General features: G+C 72.4%; 15 protein-coding genes. 13 read left to right on the forward strand and 2 right to left on the reverse strand.

What is annotated here, in order from left to right:
* Nucleotides 1–100: 100 nt before the first annotated feature.
* From ACLJWH_RS35940 to ACLJWH_RS35995, 12 genes are all read left to right on the forward strand, one after another.
* On the forward strand, nt 101–1465 hold the full coding sequence (locus ACLJWH_RS35940) for a DUF6716 putative glycosyltransferase (RefSeq protein ID WP_411145998.1): 1365 nt from the start codon (nt 101–103) through the stop codon (nt 1463–1465).
* Nucleotides 1466–1497: 32 nt separating this feature from the next.
* Nucleotides 1498–2901 carry a cytidylyltransferase domain-containing protein gene (locus ACLJWH_RS35945; protein WP_411145999.1) on the forward strand — a complete coding sequence of 468 codons (1404 nt, stop codon included), beginning with the start codon at nt 1498–1500 and terminating at the stop codon, nt 2899–2901.
* Nucleotides 2902–3034: 133 nt separating this feature from the next.
* Nucleotides 3035–3991, forward strand: coding sequence for an N-acetylneuraminate synthase family protein (locus ACLJWH_RS35950; protein WP_411146000.1), 957 nt, complete (start codon nt 3035–3037; stop codon nt 3989–3991).
* Between the two features lie 73 nt (nt 3992–4064).
* Nucleotides 4065–5279 (forward strand): hypothetical protein, encoded by a 1215-nt coding sequence (locus tag ACLJWH_RS35955; RefSeq protein WP_411146001.1) that lies wholly within the window; start codon nt 4065–4067, stop codon nt 5277–5279.
* Nucleotides 5280–5414: 135 nt separating this feature from the next.
* Complete coding sequence (locus tag ACLJWH_RS35960) at nt 5415–6692, forward strand: amidohydrolase (RefSeq protein WP_411146039.1); 1278 nt, start codon at nt 5415–5417, stop codon at nt 6690–6692.
* Nucleotides 6693–6822: 130 nt separating this feature from the next.
* Complete coding sequence (locus ACLJWH_RS35965) at nt 6823–7857, forward strand: BMP family lipoprotein (protein WP_411146002.1); 1035 nt, start codon at nt 6823–6825, stop codon at nt 7855–7857.
* Nucleotides 7858–8038: 181 nt separating this feature from the next.
* Nucleotides 8039–9661, forward strand: a complete 1623-nt coding sequence (locus ACLJWH_RS35970; RefSeq protein WP_411146040.1) for an ABC transporter ATP-binding protein — start codon at nt 8039–8041, stop codon at nt 9659–9661.
* Nucleotides 9658–10764, forward strand: coding sequence for an ABC transporter permease (locus ACLJWH_RS35975; RefSeq protein WP_411146003.1), 1107 nt, complete (start codon nt 9658–9660; stop codon nt 10762–10764). Before ACLJWH_RS35970 ends, ACLJWH_RS35975 begins: the two co-directional genes overlap by 4 nt.
* Nucleotides 10761–12080, forward strand: a complete 1320-nt coding sequence (locus ACLJWH_RS35980; RefSeq protein WP_411146004.1) for an ABC transporter permease — start codon at nt 10761–10763, stop codon at nt 12078–12080. The genes ACLJWH_RS35975 and ACLJWH_RS35980 overlap by 4 nt, the downstream gene beginning before the upstream one ends.
* On the forward strand, nt 12077–12472 hold the full coding sequence (locus ACLJWH_RS35985; protein ID WP_411146005.1) for a cytidine deaminase: 396 nt from the start codon (nt 12077–12079) through the stop codon (nt 12470–12472). Before ACLJWH_RS35980 ends, ACLJWH_RS35985 begins: the two co-directional genes overlap by 4 nt.
* 190 nt (nt 12473–12662) lie before the next feature.
* Entirely contained in the window at nt 12663–13940 is a 1278-nt protein-coding gene (locus ACLJWH_RS35990; protein ID WP_411146006.1) for a thymidine phosphorylase, read from the forward strand.
* Between the two features lie 97 nt (nt 13941–14037).
* Nucleotides 14038–14631, forward strand: a complete 594-nt coding sequence (locus ACLJWH_RS35995; protein ID WP_411146007.1) for a Uma2 family endonuclease — start codon at nt 14038–14040, stop codon at nt 14629–14631.
* Nucleotides 14632–14698: 67 nt separating this feature from the next.
* On the opposite strand, the gene ACLJWH_RS36000 is transcribed toward ACLJWH_RS35995, so the two are convergent.
* Nucleotides 14699–16030 (reverse strand): MFS transporter, encoded by a 1332-nt coding sequence (locus ACLJWH_RS36000; RefSeq protein WP_411146008.1) that lies wholly within the window; start codon nt 16028–16030, stop codon nt 14699–14701.
* Nucleotides 16031–16149: 119 nt separating this feature from the next.
* Between ACLJWH_RS36000 and ACLJWH_RS36005 the strand changes: the two genes are divergently transcribed.
* Nucleotides 16150–17118: a LysR family transcriptional regulator gene (locus ACLJWH_RS36005; RefSeq protein WP_411146009.1), complete on the forward strand. Its 969-nt coding sequence runs from the start codon at nt 16150–16152 to the stop codon at nt 17116–17118.
* 25 nt (nt 17119–17143) lie between these two features.
* On the opposite strand, the gene ACLJWH_RS36010 is transcribed toward ACLJWH_RS36005, so the two are convergent.
* Nucleotides 17144–17911 carry an alpha/beta hydrolase gene (locus ACLJWH_RS36010; protein ID WP_411146010.1) on the reverse strand — a complete coding sequence of 256 codons (768 nt, stop codon included), beginning with the start codon at nt 17909–17911 and terminating at the stop codon, nt 17144–17146.
* Between the last annotated feature and the right edge of the window lie 54 nt (nt 17912–17965).

Here is a 17965-nt window from a genome sequence, read left to right on the forward strand (position 1 = left end):
GGCCGGGGCCATCGTGGTTCTCCGTTCGGCGATGCGCTGTTAACCAATTGTTGCGGCTCAGTTGGCCCGCCCCGCGGAACGCCTTTCTAGCGTCATCGTCGTGCCATCACGTACCGCTTCTTCGCCGCGGATCGCCGTACTCGCCGATTCGGATACCCGGTGGAAATGGGGCGCTTTGACAGCGGACCGCATCCAACCGGACAGCCGGCTCGACGGATATCTGCTCCGCGGCCGCGCCACCCCCACGGTCCGCCAGCTCGACGAGGTCGGCGCCCGTGCGGACGCGCTGCGCGAAATCCGCGGCGTCGACTTCCTGGACCTGATGACACCGGATCCGGGGCACGACGGCGTCCGGTCCGCCGACGCCGCCCCCTACGACGTCGTCGTACTGGCCTGCGTCGGCGGCGCGGTGCAGGCCATGCTGCACGGCCTCGCCCGCACCTGGCAGGGCGCCGGCCGCCGCCCCGTCGTCGTCACCGGCTACGTCGGAGTGGTCTACGAGAAGCTCGCCGACGGCCTGCTGCTGCGGCACGGCGCCGATGTCGTCCTCGCCAACTCCCGGCACGACGCGGACCGGTTCCGCGACGTCTACCGGGGCGTCGGCGCCGACGACGGCAGCGTCGTCGAATGCGCCCTGCCCTTCCTCGGCGGCGCGCCCTACCGCGGCCGCCCCGGCCCCCGCACCGTGGTGTTCGCCGCCCAGCCCTCCGTACCGGAGAGCCGCGCGGACCGCGCCTATCTGCTGGGCCGGGCGGTCGCGCACGCCCGGCAGCACCCCGGCCGGGAGGTGCTGATCAAACTCCGCAGCAGACCGGGCGAGCACACCACCCACATCGAGGAACTGCCCTACCAGAAACTCGCCGCCAAGATGCCCGGCGGTCTGCCCGCCAACTGCCGCCTGGTGTACGGGAACATGGGCGAGGTCCTGGACCGCACCGACCTGATGGTGACCGTCAGCTCCACCGCCGCCCTGGAAGCCCTGCACCGCGGCATCCCCACCGCCGTCCTCACCGACCTCGGCATCCGCGAAGCCCTCGGCAACCACCACTTCCTCGGCTCCGGCTGCCTCGCCTCCTGGGACGAACTGGACGCCGGCGCACGCCCGGTGGCCGACCCGGAGTGGCGCGCCCGCCAGGGCCTGCCGAACGCCGCCGCCGACGGTACGTACGAGCACGCCTTCGACGCCGCCCGCGCCCGGGTCACCGCACTGCGCGGCGCCGACCGGCTGCCCCCGATCACCCCGTACTACACACCGCGCACCGCCCCCGGCTATCTCCCCGGCATCCTCGCCCGGTACGGCCTGGACCCGCACGGCGCGCCGCTCGCCGGACCCGCCGCCACCCCCGAGGAGACCGGCGCACTGCGCCGGGTCGCCCGCGACACCGTCCGCGAGGCCGCCCGCGGCGCCTACCGCCACGGCGTCCAGCGCATCGCCCCCGCCATCCGCCGCTGGGGGCAGCTGTGAGCACTCCGCACGGCCCCCGGAAGGAGCCCGCAATGCCGCACCACCCCCCGCACCGGCCCGGCCCGGACACCCCGCCGCACCGGCCGGCCGTCGTGGCCGTCATCCCCGCCCGCGGCGGCTCCAAGGGCGTGCCCGCCAAGAACCTCGCCGCCGTCGGCGGGGTGCCCCTGGTCGTCCGCGCGGTCCGCGCCTGCCGCGCCGCCCGCCTGGTCACCGATGTGGTCGTCTCCACCGACGACACCGCGATCGCGGCCGCCGCGCGCGGCGCCGGCGCGGTCGTCGTGCGGCGGCCCGCCGCGCTCGCGGGCGACACGGCCACCAGCGAGGCCGCGGTCCGGCACGCCATGGACACCTACGAGGCCGAGCACGGCACCCCGGTCGACACCGTCCTCCTCGTCCAGTGCACCAGCCCCTTCCTGGACCGCGCGGACATCGACGCGGTGGCCGCCGCGGTCGTCGAGGGCGGCGCCGACAGCGCGCTGACCGTCGCGCCGTTCCACGGCTTCGTCTGGCGGGACGGGGCGGACGCGGCGGACGACGCCGAGCACGGCGCCGGCGGGACGAGTCACGGTGCCGACGGGACGGGCCACGGAGCCGCCGGGTACGCCGACGGCGACGGCGGGGCGTACGCCGTACCGGCCGGGCAGGCGGCCGCCCGCCCCCGGACCGCCGGGGTCACCGGAGCCACCGCCACCGGCGGCCACGGCGTCAACCACGACAAGTCCTGCCGGCCGCGCCGCCAGGACCGCCCCCAGGACCTGCTGGAGACCGGCGCCGCCTACGCCATGGACGCGGCCGGGTTCCGCAGCAGCGGCCACCGCTTCTTCGGCCGTACCGAACTCGTCCGCACCGACCCCGCCCGGGTCCTGGAGATCGACGATCCGCACGACCTCGACCGCGCCCGCGCACTGGCCCCGCTGCTGGACGGACCGCGCCCCGGCGAACCGGCCCCCGCCCACCTCCCCACCCGCGACGACATCGACGCAGTGGTACTCGACTTCGACGGCACCCAGACCGACGACCGGGTACTGATCGACGCCGACGGACGGGAGCTGGTCGCCGTGCACCGCGGCGACGGTCTGGGCATCGCCGCGCTGCGCCGGGCGGAGCTGAAGCTGCTGATCCTCTCCTCGGAGCGGAACCCGGTCGTCGCCGCCCGCGCCCGCAAACTCCAGGTCCCGGTCCTGCACGGCATCGACCGCAAGGACCTGGCCCTCAAGCGGTGGTGCGAGGAGAGCGGCATCGACCCGGAGCGGGTGCTCTACGTCGGCAACGACGTCAACGACCTCCCGTGCTTCGACCTCGTCGGCTGGCCGGTGGCGGTCGCCGGGGCACACGACGTGGTGCGCGGCGCGGCCCGCGCGCTCACCGCGACACCGGGCGGCAGCGGCGCCGTCCGCGAGATCGCCGGCTGGCTCCTGGGCCCGTCCCTGTAGCCCCGGACCCGCTCCGTAACCCCTGTCCGTAACCCCCGTCCGAAGCCCCCACCCGCAGCCCCCGAACCCCACCCCCCACCCCTTCCCCTGACGCATCGCCACCCCTCCCCCTGATGACGAAGGAACCCTCCCCATGAGCAGCAACTCCCGCCTCCGCAGCCTCGGCGACCGGATCGCCGGCCCCGGCCGCCCCGTCTACGTCACCGGCGAGATCGGCATCAACCACAACGGCGACCTGGAGAACGCGTTCGCGCTGATCGACGCCGCCGCCGACGCCGGCTGCGACGCCGTGAAGTTCCAGAAGCGGACCCCGGAGATCTGCACCCCGCGCGACCAGTGGGACGTCGAACGCGACACCCCCTGGGGCCGGATGACCTACATCGACTACCGCCACCGCGTGGAGTTCGACGAGGACGGCTACCGCGCCATCGACGAGTACTGCAAGAAGCGCGGCATCGCGTGGTTCGCCTCCCCCTGGGACGTCGCGTCCGTCGCCTTCCTGGAGACGTTCGACGTGCCCTGCTACAAGGTCGCCTCCGCCTCGCTCACCGACGACGAGCTGCTGCGCGCCCTGCGCGCGACCGGCCGCACCGTCATCCTCTCCACCGGTATGTCCACCCCCCGGCAGATCCGGCACGCCGTCGAGGCCCTGGGCAGCGACAACATCCTGCTCTGCCACGCCACCAGCACCTATCCGGCGAAGGCCCAGGAGCTCAACCTGCGCATGATCAACACCCTTCAGGACGAGTACCCCAACGTCCCGATCGGCTACAGCGGCCACGAGACCGGCCTCCAGACCACCCTCGCCGCGGTCGCCCTCGGCGCCGCCTTCATCGAGCGCCACATCACCCTCGACCGCGCCATGTGGGGCTCCGACCAGGCCGCCTCCGTCGAGCCCGGCGGCCTGACCCGCCTGGTCCGCGACATCCGCATCATCGAGGAGTCCCTCGGCGACGGCGTCAAGAAGGTCTACGCGAGCGAGCTCGGCCCGATGAAGAAGCTCCGCCGGGTCGCGGGCGTGGTCGCCGAGGCGGACCTCTCGGGTGCAGACGCCGATGCCGACGCCGACCGCGCACCGGCCGGGGTCTGACGGACCCGGCCGGACCACCGGGCACCCACCCACCGAAAGCCCCCTCGACCGACGGATTGACGGGACGGCCGATATGAGCTCATCCGAGGGGACCGGCGCCGCGCCGTCCACGCCCGGCGCACCGGTCCCGCCCCAGGAGGCGGCGCCCCCCGCCCGCCGCCTCCTGGGCATACCCCGGCAGCGCCGGCGCACCGGACCGGCCGCTGCGGAGCCTGCCGCGGACACCGCGGACAGCGGCACGCTCGCCTTCGTGGAGAGCCCGGTCCAGCTGCTGAACGTCCTGGAATGGGCGCACGCGGAACAGGCCGCCGCGCTCACCGTCGTCGTGCTCTCCCCGCACGACCCGATGACCCGCGGCCAGCTGCGCCGGATGGCCGAACTCGCCCGCGACGAGGGCCACACGGTGCGCTGGGAGGAGGCCCGCGCCGGGGTGAGCGCACCGCTGCGCACCGTCGGCGGGCTCACCCCGCTGCTGCGGCGGGCCCGCCGCGTCGTCATCGGCGACCCGTTCTCGCGCTACGTCCAGCTGCTGCTGACCCTCACCCGGGCCCGCGAGCTGGTCGTGGTGGACGACGGCACCGCCACCATGGAGTTCGTCGGCCAACTGGCCCGCGGGGAGCGGCTGGTGCGCTGGCACCGGCACGGCCGCGGGCGCGGTGTGCGCGAGGTGGCCTTCGCGCCGTTCTCGGCGACCGCGCGCCGCCGGCTCACCCCGGAACCGGACGGCGGGCGGCGCACCGTGAGCGTCTTCAGCGTCTTCGGCTCACTGCCCGAGGCGCCGCCCGGCGTCCGGTTCACCGCCAACGAGTTCGCCTGGACCCGCGGCCGCTTCGGCCCGCCCCGGCTCACCCGCGGCACCGACATCGTCGGCACCTCCCTCGTGGAGACCGGAGTCGTGGACGCCGACCGCTATCTGGACGCGGTCCGCGCCCTCGCCCACGCGCACGGCGCGACCCGCTACTTCGCGCACCGCCGGGAGCGCACCGACAAGCTGCACCGGCTCGCCACCGAGACCGGCCTGGAGGTCGTACGCCCCGATCTGCCGCTCGAACTCATCGCCCGGCGCGGTCCCATCGGCCGCCTGGTCCTCAGCTTCCCCTCCACCGTCGTGCACACCCTGCCGCTCGCGCTGACCGGCACCGGCGTCACCGTGGCGGTCTGCGAGGTGGACCCGGCGTGGCTGACGAGCAAGGCGTCACCGCGGGCGCAGGGGTTCCTGGACGGGGTCACCGGCACCGCCCGTGAGGTGCGCCGACTGCCGTTCACCCAGCGGATCGTCGCCGGATGAAGCCCGGAATCCTACCCGTTGGCCCAGCGGTCCATGCGCCGTGCGGCCCAGTTTCTCTCCCCTGACGGGCTGAACTTTTGTTGATCGCGGGACAGTTGCCCCACCGGGCCACGTAATCTTCCCCAGGTGAACCAACTGAAGACCCGTGCCGCCGAAGCCGCCGCCGACACCGATGACGCCCGTGCCGGGGAACCGCTCCCCGGCACGCTGCCCGAGGCGCTGCGCGCCGAACTCATCGCCTTCCGCCGCGACTTGCACATGCATCCCGAGCTCGGCAACCAGGAGTTCCGGACCACCGCGGCGATCAGCGCCCGCCTGGAACGGGCCGGTCTGGCGCCCCGCGTCCTGGCGACCGGTACCGGCCTGGTGTGCGACATCGGCACGGACCCGGCCGCGAGCGCCGCGGTGGACCCCGGCGCGGCCCCCGCCGCCGCCCGCCCCGCGCTGGCGCTGCGCGCGGACATCGACGCGCTGCCCATCCCGGACACCAAGACCGTCGCCTACCGCTCCACGGTCCCCGGCCGCGCGCACGCCTGCGGCCACGACGTCCACACCACCGTCGTCCTCGGCGCGGGACTGGTGCTCGCCGGGCTCGCCCGCGAGGGCCTGCTGCCGCGCCCGGTGCGGCTGCTCTTCCAGCCCGCGGAGGAGGTGCTGCCGGGCGGCGCCGTCGACGCCATCGAGTCCGGTGCGCTGGACGGCGTCGGCCGGATCCTCGCCGTGCACTGCGACCCGCACGTCGACGCCGGCCGGATCGGGCTGCGCACCGGACCGATCACCTCGGCCTGCGACCGGCTGGAGGTCACCCTGGACGGCCCCGGCGGCCACACCGCCCGCCCGCATCTGACCACCGACCTGGTCACCGCCGCGGCCCGGGTCGCCGTCGACGTCCCCGCGCTGCTGGCCCGCCGGGCGGACACCCGCGCCGGCCTCGCCGTCACCTGGGGACGGCTCGAATCCGGCCACACCTGCAATGTGATCCCGCAGCACGCCGAGCTGTCCGGCACGGTGCGCTGTCTGGAGCTCGCCGCCTGGCGTCAGGCGCCCGATCTGGTGCATGCCGCGATCGACGAGATCGCCGCGCTACACGGTGCGAAATCGCAGATCAACTATGTCCGCGGGGTGCCGCCGGTGGTCAATGAGGCGACCTCCGCGCAACTGCTGCACGACGCGATGGCCGCCCGGCGCGGGGCGCACACCGTCGAGGGCACCGAGCAGTCCCTCGGCGGTGAGGACTTCTCCTGGTACCTGGAGCGCGTCCCGGGCGCGATGGCCCGGCTCGGGGTGCGCCCGCCCGGCCAGGCGGGGCGGTACGACCTGCACCGCGGGGATTTCGACGTGGACGAGCGGGCCATCGAGGTGGGGGTGGAGCTTTTCACCGCCGCCGCGTTGCTTGACGGCAACTGTCCGTAAGGCTACTTGCCACCTCGGGTTCGCGACGATCCGATAACGGCTTTCAAACACCCCTTTATCTCGCATCTACGCGCGTTACGATGCGGCGGAATCAGCGCCGACGGAGGCGCTGCGAGCCGAAGGGGCCCTCGTGCACCGGGTATCCAAGATCGTTGCCGCGGGCGTAGCCACCGCGGCCCTCGCTGCCTCGCTGACCGCCTGTGGCGAATCGTCCACCGAGGCCGGCGGCTCGGACAAGGGTGTGGGCCTCGCCTTCGACGTCGGCGGCCGCGACGACCACTCGTTCAACGAGGCCGCGTCCCGTGGCGTGGACAAGGCCGGCAAGGAACTCGGCGTCAAGTCCAAGCTGATGACCGCCAAGAACGGTGAGACCGAGGCGGACCGCGAGCAGCGCCTGTCCTCCCTGGCCGAGGCGGGCTACAACCCGGTCATAGGCGTCGGCTTCAACTACGGCAAGTCCGTCAACAAGGTCGCCAAGGACTACCCGAAGACCACCTTCGGCGTCGTCGACTCCGGCGCCACCGCCAAGAACGTCTACGGCATGGTCTTCGCCGAGCACGAGGGCTCCTACCTCGCCGGTGTCGCCGCCGCGCTGAAGTCCAAGACCCACAAGGTCGGCTTCATCGGCGGGGTGAACAACGCGCTGATCCAGAAGTTCCAGGCCGGTTTCGAGCAGGGCGTCCGGGAGACCGACCCCCACGCGAAGATCACCTCCGAGTACCTCTACGCCAACGACGACAAGGGCTTCAACGACCCGGCCGCCGCCAAGGGCAAGGCCAAGGGCATGCTCGACGCGGGTATCGACGTCATCTACACCGCGGCCGGCCAGTCCGGCAACGGCTCGATCGAGACGGTCGCCGGCAAGAAGGGCACCTGGGCGATCGGCGTCGACTCCGACCAGTACCTCCAGCCGGGTCTGGCCCAGTACAAGGGCTCCATCCTCACCTCGGTGATGAAGAACGTCGACGTGGCGGTCTTCGACCTGGTCAAGAGCGTCAAGGACAAGAAGCCGCTGACCGGCGACAAGCTCTACACCCTCAAGGACAACGGCGTGCGGCTGTCCACCTCGGGCGGTTTCATCGACGACATCCAGGCCAAGCTGGACGCGGCGAAGGAGAAGATCGCCTCGGGTCAGGTCAAGGTCGGCGAGAGCCCCAAGAAGTAGGGCCTCCACCGGGCCCGGTGCGGTGGCGGTCAGCCGTCACCCCGGGCCCGACGGCCGGTCGCCATCGGCGGCCGGCCGGCTTTTCCGGCGTCAACACTACGCGCGTAGCGCGGGGTTGACGCGTTATCGTCGCCTCCCCCGCTCCTCCGTACCACTCCCTGTCCCCCGAGGAGAGTGCGCCATCAAAGCGTCCAGCAGCACCCAGGCAGACAGCGCCCCCGCCGCGGCACCGGCGGTCGAACTCCGCGGGATCACCAAACGGTTCCCGGGCGTCGTCGCCAACCACGACATCGACATCACCGTCCGCCGCGGCACCGTCCACGCCCTGGTCGGCGAGAACGGCGCGGGCAAGTCCACGCTGATGAAGATCCTCTACGGCATGCAGAAGCCGGACGAGGGCACCATCGGCATCGACGGTGAACAGGTCGGCTTCCACAGCCCGGCCGACGCCATCGCCCGCAACATCGGCATGGTGCACCAGCACTTCATGCTCGCCGACAACCTCACCGTCCTGGAGAACATCGTTCTCGGCGGCGAGAAACTGCACGGCATCGGCGGCCGGGCCCGCGCCGAGATCCTCAAGATCTCCGACCGCTACGGCCTCGGGGTGCGCCCCGACGTCCTCGTCGAGGACCTCGGTGTCGCCGACCGCCAGCGCGTGGAGATCCTCAAGGTCCTCTACCGCGGCGCCCGGACGCTCATCCTCGACGAGCCGACCGCGGTGCTGGTCCCGCAGGAGGTCGACGCGCTCTTCGACAACCTGCGCGAGCTCAAGGCCGAGGGCCTGACCGTCATCTTCATCTCGCACAAGCTGGGCGAGGTGCTCTCGGTCGCCGACGACATCACCGTCATCCGGCGCGGCACCACCGTCGCCTCCGTCGTCCCCGGCGAGACGACGCCCAAGCAGCTCGCCGAGCTGATGGTGGGCAGCGAACTGCCCTCACCGCAGACCCGCGAGTCCACCGTCACGGACGTGCGGATGCTGAAGGTCGAGGGGCTGCGGCTGGTCACCGCCGACGCGGAGGGGGTGCGGCGCACCGTCCTGGACGAGGTGTCGCTCACCATCCACAAGGGCGAGGTGCTCGGCATCGCGGGGGTGGAGGGCAACGGCCAGGCCGAACTCGTCGAGGCCATCATGGGCATGCGCCACCCCGACAGCGGCACCGTCACGCTGGACGGCACCGACATCAGCCACGCGGCCACCCGCACCCGGCGCGAGGACGGTATCGGCTACATCCCCGAGGACCGCCACCGGCACGGCCTGCTGCTGGAGGCCCCGCTCTGGGAGAACCGCATCCTCGGCCATGTCACCGAACGGCCCAACGCCAAGGGCCGGCTGCTGGACCTGAAGGCGGCCCGCGCGGACACCGAACGGATCGTCACCGAGTACGACGTCCGTACGCCCGGTATCGAGGTCACCGCGGCCTCGCTCTCCGGCGGCAACCAGCAGAAGCTGATCGTCGGCCGCGAGATGAGCCACCACCCCAAACTGCTGATCGCCGCGCACCCCACCCGGGGCGTGGACGTCGGCGCCCAGGCCCAGATCTGGGACCAGATACGCACCGCCCGCCGCGAAGGTCTCGCCGTCCTCCTGATCTCGGCCGACCTGGACGAGCTGATCGGCCTGTCCGACTGCCTGCGGGTGATGTACCGCGGCCGGCTGGTCGCCGACGCGGACCCCGCCACCATCACACCGGAGGAGCTGGGCTCGGCCATGACCGGCGCCGCCAGCGGACACCTCACCGCGTCCGGCGAGGCCGCGCACCAGGAGCCGCGCCCGTCCCAGGAGGGGGAGTCCGAGTGAAGAAGCTCGACAAGAACAAGCTGATCCTGGGCGTCGCCGCGCCCGTCCTGGCGATCGTCGCGGCACTGGCCATCACCTCGGTGATCATCCTGGCCACCGGCAAGGACCCGATCCACGCCTACACCGTGATGGCCGACTTCGGCTCCAAGAGCGACAGCCAGGTCTGGATCGTCAACAAGGCGATCCCGTACTACCTGTCCGCGCTGGCCGTCGCCATCGGCTTCCGGATGAACCTCTTCAACATCGGCGTCGACGGCCAGTACCGCATCGCGGCCTTCTTCGCCGCGGTGGTCGGCGGCGCGCTGACCCTCCCCGGCTTCCTCCAGATCCCGCTGATCATCATCGTCGCGATGCTGGTCGGCTCCGTCTGGGCGGGCATCGCGGGCCTGCTGAAGACCACCCGCGGAGTCAGCGAGGTGATCACCACGATCATGCTGAACTCCATCGCGGCGGCGGTCATCGGCTACTTCCTCCAGGAAGGCCGGCTCGCGCAGAAGGACGGCAACCTCTTCCACACCCCCAACATCCCGGCCTCCAGCCACTTCTTCACCATCCCCACCACCCCCAAGCCCCTCGACGGCTTCCTCGTCGTCGCCGTCCTCGTCGGCGCCCTGTACTGGTTCGTCCTCAACCGCACCCGCTTCGGCTTCGACCTGCGGACGGTCGGCCAGTCCGAGTCCGCGGCCGAGGCGAGCGGCGTCAGCGTCAAGCGCATGGTCGTCACCTCCATGCTGCTCTCCGGCGCCGCGGCCGGCCTGATCGGTATGCCGACGCTGCTCGGCGTCTCGTACAACTACGGCACCGACTTCCCCATCGGCATCGGCTTCACCGGTATCGCCATCGCCCTGCTCGGCCGTAACCACCCGGTCGGGATGGCGGCCGGCGCGCTGCTGTGGGGCTTCCTCGAACGCACCGGCACCCAGCTCGAATTCGAGGACTACCAGCAGGAGATCGTCGGCGTGATGCAGGGCGTCATCGTGCTGTGCGTCGTCATCGCCTACGAACTCGTGCGCCGCTACGGCCTCAGACTCCAGCAGCGGCAGGTCGGCGAGGAGCTCGCCGCCCAGGCCCGCAAGACCGACAAGGCGGAGGTGTCCGCGTGAGTGAGAACCTCACGGCCCCGGTCGCGAAGGGCGCCGACGGCAAGTCCGCGCCCAGGAACCCGCAGACCACCAAGGCTCCCCAGGCCCGCCGGACCAAGCTCACCTACCCCAAGGTGCTGCTGCTCATCGCAGGCGGCCTGATCCTGCTGTCCCTGCTGCGGATCATCACCGGCGCCAACAACCTGACCGAATCCGGCCAGTACACCGCCGCGCTCAACGCCGCCGTACCGATCGGCCTGGCCGGTCTGGGCGGTCTGTGGGCCGAGCGCTCCGGCGTCGTCAACATCGGCCTCGAAGGCATGATGATGCTCGGCGCCTTCTCGGCCGGCGCGGTCGGCTGGCAGCACGGCCCGTGGGCCGCGGCGCTGGCCGGCATCCTCGGCGGCGCGCTCGGCGGCCTGCTGCACGCGCTCGCCACCGTCACCTTCGGCGTCGACCACATCATCTCCGGCGTCGCCATCAACATCATGGCGCTCGGCCTGACCCAGTTCCTGGCCAAGCTGTGGTTCGGCGCGGCCGGCGGCACCGCCTCGGCGGCCGGCGGCAACGACAAACAGTCGCCGCCGATGGCCGATATGCCGACCTTCACCGTCCCCGGCCTCTCCGACTGGCTGCTCTCCGTCGAGAAGCACCACTGGTTCCTCGTCTCCGACCTGGCCGGCATCCTCGGTTCGCTGGTCTCCAACGTCTCCTGGCTGACCCTGCTGACCGTCGCCGTCTTCGTGGTCAGCTTCTTCGTCCTGTGGCGCTCCTCGTTCGGCCTGCGGCTGCGCTCCAGCGGCGAGGGCCCGGTCGCGGCCGAATCGCTGGGCGTCAACGTCTACCGCTACAAGTACGCCGCGGTGATCGTCTCCGGCGCGCTGGCCGGCCTCGGCGGTGCCTTCCTCGCCATCTACGTGCACATCTACCAGGACGGCCAGACCGGCGGCCGCGGCTACATCGGCCTCGCCACCATGATCTTCGGCAACTGGCGGCCGGGCGGCGTCGCCATGGGCGCCGGCCTGTTCGGCTTCATGGACGCGCTCCAGCTGCGCGGCGGCGGGCCCACCGTGCACGCGCTGCTGCTCCTGCTCGCCGTGCTGCTGCTCGGCCTCGCGGTCTGGAAGCTGCGTGGCGGCCACCGCACCCAGGGCATCATCAGCCTGGTCGCGGCCGTGCTGCTCGCCGTGTGGTACGCCACGTCCGACACGGTCCCGCTGGAGATCGTCGGCGTCGCCCCGTACCTCGCTACGCTGCTGGTGCTCTCGCTGGCCGCCCAGCGGCTACGGCCACCGAAAGCCGTCGGCAAGACCTACCGAAGAGGCCAGGGCAAGTGACCACAGCTCCCGACTGGGAAGCGCTGCGCGGGCAGGCCCGGGACGCGATGTCCCGGGCCTACGCCCCGTACTCCGGCTTCCCCGTGGGCGCCGCCGCCCTCGTCGACGACGGCCGTACGGTCACCGGCTGCAACGTCGAGAACGCCTCCTACGGCCTCGCCCTGTGCGCCGAATGCGGCCTGGTCTCCGCCCTGTTCGCCAGCGGCGGCGGGCGGCTGACCGCCTTCACCTGCGTCGACGGTGCGGGGCAGCTCCTCGTGCCGTGCGGCCGCTGCCGCCAGCTGCTGTACGAGCACGGCGGACCGCAGCTCCAGGTCGACACCGCCGCCGGCATCCGCCCGCTCTCCGATCTGCTGCCCGACGCGTTCGGCCCCCAGCACCTCGCCCCCTGAACCCCGGAGCCGCCCGGCCCCCCGGCCGCTCCCCGCACGTCCCGGCGCCGCTCCGCGTTCCGCACCGTCGCCACCCGTCACCGCACGTCCCGGTATGCGCGCGCGTATGCGTCCGTACTCGGGCGTACGCACATGGACACGGGTGGCGGAACGGAGGCCGGGAAACCCGTTCGTTCGAAAGGAAGCCCCCATGGACGTCATCTCCGTCATCCGCACCAAGCGCGACCGCGGTGAGCTGACCGCCGATCAGATCGACTGGGTGATCGACGCCTACACCCGTGGCGAGGTCGCCCACGAGCAGATGTCCTCGCTGGCGATGGCCATCTACCTCAACGGTATGAACCGCGCCGAGATCGCCCGCTGGACCGCCGCCATGATCGCCTCCGGCGAGCGGATGGACTTCTCCTCGCTGTCCCGCCCCACCGCGGACAAGCACTCCACCGGCGGCGTCGGCGACAAGATCACCCTCCCGCTCGCCCCCCTGGTCGCCGCCTGCGGCGCCGCCGTCCCGCAGCTCTCCGGCCGGGGCCTGGGCCACACCGGCGGCACCCTGGACAAGCTGGAGGCGATCCCCGGCTGGCGCGCCCAGCTCTCCAACGCCGAGATGCTCGACGTGCTGCGCGACGTCGGCTCCGTCATCTGCGCCGCGGGCGACGGCCTGGCCCCCGCCGACAAGAAGCTCTACGCGCTGCGCGATGTCACCGGCACCGTCGAGGCGATCCCGCTGATCGCCTCCTCCATCATGTCCAAGAAGATCGCCGAGGGCACCGGCTCCCTGGTCCTGGACGTCAAGGTCGGCTCCGGCGCCTTCATGAAGAACATCGAGGACGCCCGCGAACTGGCCGCCACCATGGTCGAGCTGGGCGCCGACCACGGCGTGCGCACGGCCGCCCTGCTCACCGACATGGCCACCCCGCTCGGCCGGACCGCGGGCAACGCCCTCGAAGTCCGCGAATCCGTCGAGGTGCTGGCCGGCGGCGGCCCCCGGGACGTCGTCGAGCTGACCCTCGCGCTCGCCCGCGAAATGCTGGACGCGGCCGGCCTCCCGGACGCCGACCCGGCCAAGGCCCTCGCCGACGGCTCCGCCATGGACCACTGGCGCCGCATGATCCGCGCCCAGGGCGGCGACCCCGACGCGGCCCTCCCGGTGGCCCGCGAACAGCATGTCGTCACCGCCGCCGGCTCCGGCACCCTCACCACCCTCGACGCCTACGCCGTCGGTCTCGCCGCCTGGCGCCTGGGCGCCGGCCGCGCCCGCAAGGAGGACCCGGTCCAGGCCGGCGCCGGCGTGGAACTGCACGCCAAGCCCGGCGACACCGTGACGGCGGGCCAGCCCCTGCTGACACTGCACACCGACACCCCCGAGAAGTTCGGTTACGCCCTGGCGGCCCTGGACGGCGCCGTCCGCATCGGCCCCTCGGACGCGGCGTTCACGGCCACGCCGGTGGTGCTGGAACGTATCGGCTGACCTGGGGTTTTCCCATTCGGGTGAACGGGACCTGTGGACTGCCACGGGTCCCGTTCGGCATGCTGGGATCGGTGTCACACCGAATAAGGAGACCGCCATGAGCGCACTCCCCATCGATCCGTCTCCGGGTCGGCACTGGGATGAGCTGGTCCGTTTCTGGGAGGAGTCGGACTGGCCCGAGGGCAGCAAGGTGGAGATCATTGATGGGATCATCGTTGTGACACCACCCCCCGCTGCGCCGCACAACCGTATCGCCGAGAAGTGCCATCGCAGGTTGTACACCGTGCTTCCCGAGGATTGGGGGGTCTACCAGACCCTCGGGGTCGCCCACCCCTCGTACGGTCGCCTCTACATCCCGGACCTCGTGGTGATCCCGGATGCGGTGGTGGCCGGGCTGGACGGGGGCAATGCCGCACCGCTCACCGCCGCAGAACTGGTCGTCGAGATCACCTCGCCGTCGAACGCGAGCTATGACCGGCTCAACAAGGCAGCTGCCTACGCACAGGCGGGGGTTCCGCTGTATCTCCTCATCGACCGCTTCGCCCCCGGCGGGCCGACGGTCACCCTCTACGGGGAGCCCAAGGACGACGTCTACCAGGAGCTCCAGAAGGTGAAGTTCGGGGAGGAGGTCCACCTCCCCGAGCCCTTCGGCCTCACCATCGACACCGGCGTCTTCCCGTTCGGCGCCTGACGACGGAGGGGCCCGCGGCCACCAGGACAGGTGGTGACCGCGGGCCCCTCCGGGTTCGTGCGGAGCGCTACGCGGCCTTCCCCAGGTGGAGCAGACGCCGCTCCGCCACCGCCTTGCGGGTCGCGTAGAGGGTGATCGCGGCGGCGCCGACCATGGCGAACAGGCCGAGCAGGACGGTGCCCTCCCAGCCGGCGGCGCGGAAGGCGAGGGCGCCGAGGGCGCCGCCCAGGCTGCTGCCGATGTAGTACGCGCACTGGTAGAGGGCCGACGCCTGGGCACGGGCCGTCTTGGCGGTGCGGCTGACCGCGGCCGAGGCGACCGCGTGGCCCGCGAAGAAGCCCGCGGTGATCAGGATCAGGCCCGCCAGCACCGCGGCGACGGAGTCGGCCAGGGACAGCAGCAGACCGGCCGCCGTCGTACCGACCGCCAGATAGAGGGCACCGCGCCGGCCCAGGCGGGCGACCAGCTTGCCGGCCACCGCCGAGGAGACCGTACCGACGAGGTAGATCAGGAAGATCGAGCCGACGAGACCCTGGGGGAGGTTGAAGGGGGCGGCGACGAGACGGTAGCCGATGACGGTGTAGACCGCGCCGAAGACCGTCATGAAGAGCGCGCCGATGCCGTACAGCCGGCGCAGCAGCGGATCGGCCAGATGCCCGGCGAGCGTGCGGGCGAGCACCCGCGGGCCCACCGGACGAGCCGCGAAATGCCGGGCCTTGGGAACCAGCAGCCGGAAGACCACCGCGCACACCACCGCCAGCACACCCACCGCACCGAGCGCGGCCCGCCAGCCCCACGCCTGGGCGACCCAGCCGGTCACGATCCGGCCCGACATACCGCCGATACTGTTGCCCGCCACGAACAGGCCGATGGCCGCCACCAGCGCCTTGGCGCGTACCTCCTCGGCCAGGAACGCCATCGCCGAGGCCGGCAGCCCGGCCAGTGCCACACCCTGGACGGCGCGCAGTGCGATCAGCCAGCCCAGCGACGGTGCGAACGGCACCACCATGGCGATCAGCGCGGCCACCGAGAGGGAGGCGGTCATCATCGTGCGCCGGCCGAACCGCTCGGAGAGCGCGCTCAGCGGGATCACCGCGAGCGCCAGCCCGAAGGTGGCCGCCGATACGGTCCAGCTCGCCTGGTCGGGGGAGACCCCCAGGTCACCGGAGATGGCCGGCAGCAGCGCCTGCGTCGAGTAGAGGAGGGCGAAGGTGGCGACGCCGGCCGCGAAGAGGGCGAAGCTCATCCGGCGGTAACCGGGGCCGCCCGGGTGCAGTTTGCGCGACTCGGGGTCGGCGGCGGTGGTGGCCGGCGCGGAGTCGGGGGCCGGATCGGAAGGGGACTGGGGGGAGGCGGCCGTGCGGGTGAGGACGGACGCCCCCGTATCAGCGGGAGGCATGGTTCGAAGGTAGGCCCACCCGTTTTATGCGTCCAATGCATAAAAACGCCATAATCGATGCTGTGACACATGATCCCAGTTCACGGGCTGCTCTGTCGCAAGCTCGCAACAGAAATGACATGGCAGGGGCACGACGTAACGGCAAGGGGCCGACGGAGGCGGCCGAGCCGGCCGAACTGGGGGAGGACTCCTGGGCGCTGACGCTCGCCCCGCGGCTGGCCCAGTTCACCGCCGTCGCCCGGCACGAACACGTCACCCGCGCCGCCCACGAACTCGGCATGCCGCAACCCACCCTCAGCCGCGCCATCGTCCGGCTGGAGGACGATCTCGGCGTCGCCCTCTTCGCCCGGCACGGCCGCACCCTCTCGCTCACCCCGGCGGGCCGCGCCTTCCTCGCCGCCGCCGAGCGCACCCTCACCGACCTGGAGCGCGCCACCGAATCCGTCCGCGCCGACACCGACCCCGCCGCCGGCAAGGTCGCCTTCGGCTTTCTGCACACCCTCGGGTCGGAGACCGTGCCCGGCCTCATCCGCACCTTCCGGGCCGACCACCCGCGCGTCCGCTTCCAACTCGTCCAGAACTACGGCGAGGCGATGATCGAGCGGCTGCGCGCCGGTGACCTCGACCTCTGTCTGACCTCGCCGGTCCCCGACTACCCGGACCTGGTCGCCCGCCGCCTCGACGAACAGAAGCTCCGCCTGGTCGTACCGGACGACCACCGGCTGGCCGGCCGTAAACGCATCCGGCTCGCGGAGGCCGCCACCGAACTCTTCGTCACCCTCGAACCGGGCTACGGGCTGCGCCGGATCACCGACGCGCTCTGCGCGGAGGCCGGGTTCACCCCCCGGGTGGCGTTCGAGGGGGAGGAGGCCGAGACGCTGCGCGGGCTGGTCGCGGCCGGACTGGGCGTGGCGCTGCTGCCGCCGCCCGCGGTGCCGCGGCCCGGTGTCGCGGAACTGACCGTGACGGCACCGCGCGCGGTCCGCGAGATCGGCGTGGCCTGGCTGGACGGCCATCCGGACACGCCCCCGGTGGCCGCGTTCAAGAAATTCCTGCTGAGCCGGCGGGGGCTGCTGCTGCCGAGGTGACCGCCGATCCGCCGGTACGCCCCGGTCAGTGCCGCAGCGACGCGCCGAAACCGGCGGCCAGCGGCATCCGCAGGCCCAGCGGCGGCGGCGCGGCCAGCGCGTCCCGCACCGGCCGGGCGTAGTCCCGGGCGAAGAGCGAACCGAGCATGAAGTCGGCCGCCAGGGACAGGACTTCGGAGCGGTGCTGGTGCAGTGAGTGGCCGTCGGAGTGCACCTCGAAGCGGCAGGTGTCGCGGTTGACCTTCTTGGCGCGCTCGGCGTAGCGGTAGGAGAGATCGGGGTCGGTGCGCTCGTCGTTCGTGCCGTGGACCAGCAGCACCTGCCGGCCGATGAGCTGCTTCACCGGATCGGGGGCCGCGCCGTCCGCACCGGGGTCGGGCAGCCAAGGGGCGATCGCCAGCACGGAGTTGACGGCCGGATGACCCGCGGCGTGCAGCGCGGCGCGGCCGCCCATGCCCGTACCGACGAGGCAGACCGGTACCTCGCCGTAGCGGCGCACCACCTCTTCCAGGGCCCACTCCGCGTCCCGCGCGGGGTGCGCCGCCGCGCCGTTCCAGCCGCGGCAGCGGTAGTGCAGGACGTGGGCGGTCAGCCCCTCGGGGCGGCCCGCCTTCGCCAGCCGGGCCGCGAGCGGACGGACCGCCAGTTTCGTGATCGGCGACGGGCGCCGTACGCCGCTCGGTCCGCCCTCCGGCAGGAGGAGCGCGACGCCGCTCACCTCCCCGTCCACCCCGGCCGTTCCCAGCGGTTTTCCCAGCCGGGCATCGCGTACCGGCAGCGCTTGCTGAGCCATGACGAGAACGATGGCAGAAGGTGGCGTGCGGGCCACCCTGTGGACGGGTCACTG

It is taken from the genome of Streptomyces sp. x-80 (assembly GCF_046549095.1).
In the GTDB taxonomy this organism is placed as follows: domain Bacteria; phylum Actinomycetota; class Actinomycetes; order Streptomycetales; family Streptomycetaceae; genus Streptomyces; species Streptomyces celluloflavus.

Coding starts and splice junctions, on each gene's coding strand:
- ACLJWH_RS35945 (WP_411145999.1), top strand. CDS start 1,498: ATGCCGCACCACCCCCCGCACCGGCCCGGCCCGGACACCCCGCCGCAC.
- ACLJWH_RS35950 (WP_411146000.1), top strand. CDS start 3,035: ATGAGCAGCAACTCCCGCCTCCGCAGCCTCGGCGACCGGATCGCCGGC.
- ACLJWH_RS35955 (WP_411146001.1), top strand. CDS start 4,065: ATGAGCTCATCCGAGGGGACCGGCGCCGCGCCGTCCACGCCCGGCGCA.
- ACLJWH_RS35990 (WP_411146006.1), top strand. CDS start 12,663: ATGGACGTCATCTCCGTCATCCGCACCAAGCGCGACCGCGGTGAGCTG.
- ACLJWH_RS35995 (WP_411146007.1), top strand. CDS start 14,038: ATGAGCGCACTCCCCATCGATCCGTCTCCGGGTCGGCACTGGGATGAG.
- ACLJWH_RS36000 (WP_411146008.1), bottom strand. CDS start 16,030: ATGCCTCCCGCTGATACGGGGGCGTCCGTCCTCACCCGCACGGCCGCC.
- ACLJWH_RS36005 (WP_411146009.1), top strand. CDS start 16,150: ATGGCAGGGGCACGACGTAACGGCAAGGGGCCGACGGAGGCGGCCGAG.
- ACLJWH_RS36010 (WP_411146010.1), bottom strand. CDS start 17,911: ATGGCTCAGCAAGCGCTGCCGGTACGCGATGCCCGGCTGGGAAAACCG.